At 71.0% G+C, this 1,998-nt stretch carries 3 protein-coding genes; 2 read left to right on the forward strand and 1 reads right to left on the reverse strand.

The features are described from left to right. On the forward strand, positions 1–234 hold a 234-nt coding region (locus H5J29_RS30595), incomplete at its 5' end, for an ATP-binding domain-containing protein (protein WP_181784423.1). Positions 235–260: 26 nt separating this feature from the next. On the opposite strand, the gene H5J29_RS30600 is transcribed toward H5J29_RS30595, so the two are convergent. Further along, positions 261–1,547, reverse strand: a complete 1,287-nt coding sequence (locus H5J29_RS30600; RefSeq protein ID WP_181784424.1) for an acyl-CoA dehydrogenase family protein — start codon at positions 1,545–1,547, stop codon at positions 261–263. A 132-nt stretch (positions 1,548–1,679) separates the two neighbouring features. Here H5J29_RS30600 and H5J29_RS30605 point away from each other — a divergent pair. After that, positions 1,680–1,998: hypothetical protein (locus tag H5J29_RS30605; protein WP_220188133.1), on the forward strand; the 319-nt coding region annotated here is incomplete at its 3' end.

Raw genomic sequence — 1,998 nt, forward strand, 5'->3', positions numbered from 1 at the left:
GGGCTCGACGTCGGCCGTCCCGGGGTGCCGGTCCTGACCCCGCGCGAGGCGAAGGGGCTGGAGTTCGACGCGGTGGTCGTCGTCGAGCCCGCACGGATGCACCACACGGACCTCTACGTCGCCCTCACCCGGGCCACGCAGCGCCTCGACGTCGTGCACACCGGCCCGCTATCCGACCCACCCTTCGCCGAGATGAACCAGGGTGCTGCCGAAGGCATGATCGAACAGCACTGACGTTCATCTCGGCGGAGGGCTCCGCGTCAGTCGTTGGCCGTGGCCAGCTCCAGGTACTGCGCGAACTTCCGCTGCGCCGCCGCCGCCCGCGTGGGCACGTGCTCGGTGGGGACGTCCGTGGCCTCGTAGCCGCGCAGGATCCGCTTGGCGACGGTGGCCTTGTGCACCTCGTCCGGGCCGTCGTAGATCCGGGCGGCGCGGGCCGAGCGGTACATCTGCTCCAGCGGGAGGTCGCCGGAGAAGCCGAGCGAGCCGTGGATCTGGATCGCGCGGTCGATGACGTCGTGCAGGATCTTCGCGCCCCAGAACTTGATGATCGCGATCTCGTTGCGGGCGTTCGACGCGCCCACCTGGTCCATGGTCCACGCGGCCTGCAGGGTGAGCAGCCGCGCGGCCTGCATCTCCACGGCGGAGGTGGCCACCCAGTCCTGGATCATCTGCTTCTCGGACAGCACCGAGCCGTGCGCGTACCGGGACACCGCCCGCTCGCAGAGCATGTCGAAGGCGCGCTTCGACTGGCCGAGCCAGCGCATGGCGTGGTGGATGCGCCCCGGGCCGAGGCGCTGCTGGGCCAGCTTGAAGCCGTCTCCGGGGTTGCCCACCAGGTTGGCCCTCGGGACCCGCACGTCCTGGTAGAGGATCTCCGCGTGCCCGCCCTCGAGCTGGGGGGTGACGCTGGAGTGGTCCATGACCGGGATGTCCCGCAGGATGTTCACGCCGGGCGTGTCCACCGGAACGATGATCATCGAGGAGCCCTGGTACGCCGAGACGTCGGGGTCCGTGACGGCCATGACGATCAGGAAGTCCGCCCGGCTCGCGTTCGACGAGAACCACTTGTGTCCGTTGATCACGTACTCGTCACCCTCGAGCACCGCCCGGGTGGTGAGCAGCGTCGGGTCCGCTCCCGCGCCCGGCTCGGTCATCGAGAAACAGGAGCGCAGCTCGCCGCGCAGCAGCGGGAGCATCCACTGCTCCTTCTGCTCCGGCGAGCCGCCGATCGCCAGCAGCTCCGCGTTGCCGGAGTCCGGCGCCTGGTTGCCGAAGATCCCCGGTGCGAAGCGGCTCTGGCCGAGGATCTCGTGCATCAGACCCAGCTTGACCTGCCCGAACCCGCCGCCTCCGAGCTCCGGCGGCAGGTGCGCGGCCCAGAGGCCCTGCTCCTTGACCTGCTCCTTGAGCGGTGCGGTGATCCGGGCGTACTGGTCCGGGCTCAGGTCCACGGTCTCCAGCGGGAAGATCTCCTCCCGGACGAAGCCCCGCATCCATTCCAGCTTCTTCTCGAACTCCGGTTCGGTGGAGAAGTCCCACGCCATCGTGCACCTCCGCAGTGCGTCGTCGCCTGCGGGCCACGCTAGTTGAGGCAGGCGCATTACTGAAGGGGCTGTGGCGTGGTAACGCCTGCCCCGGTCCGCGGCGAGTCCCCCGTCGTGGCTGGAGGAACCCGGTTGCCGCGGAGGCGGACCGACCGCGTCGAGGACGTGGTGGCGGTGCTGGTCTGCGCCGTCGGCGTGGTCGTGATCGTGGTGGCGGGGCTGGTCGGCGTGGCGGTGCACGGTTCGGTCACCGCGCGGGCCGCGGCCGAGGCGGCCGAGCGTGTGTCGGTGACCGCGACGGTCACCGAGCTCGTCGGCCCGCTGACGTCGACTCAGGTGGCGGCCCCCGTCGGGCGGCGGGCCGTGGTCGCCTGGACGTCGTCGGACGGCGCGGCCCACAACGCCGAGGTGACCGTGCCCGCGGCCGTGGCCGTGGGTGCCGTGCTGCCGG

It is taken from the genome of Pseudonocardia pini (assembly GCF_013870575.1).
Classification (GTDB): domain Bacteria; phylum Actinomycetota; class Actinomycetes; order Mycobacteriales; family Pseudonocardiaceae; genus Pseudonocardia; species Pseudonocardia pini.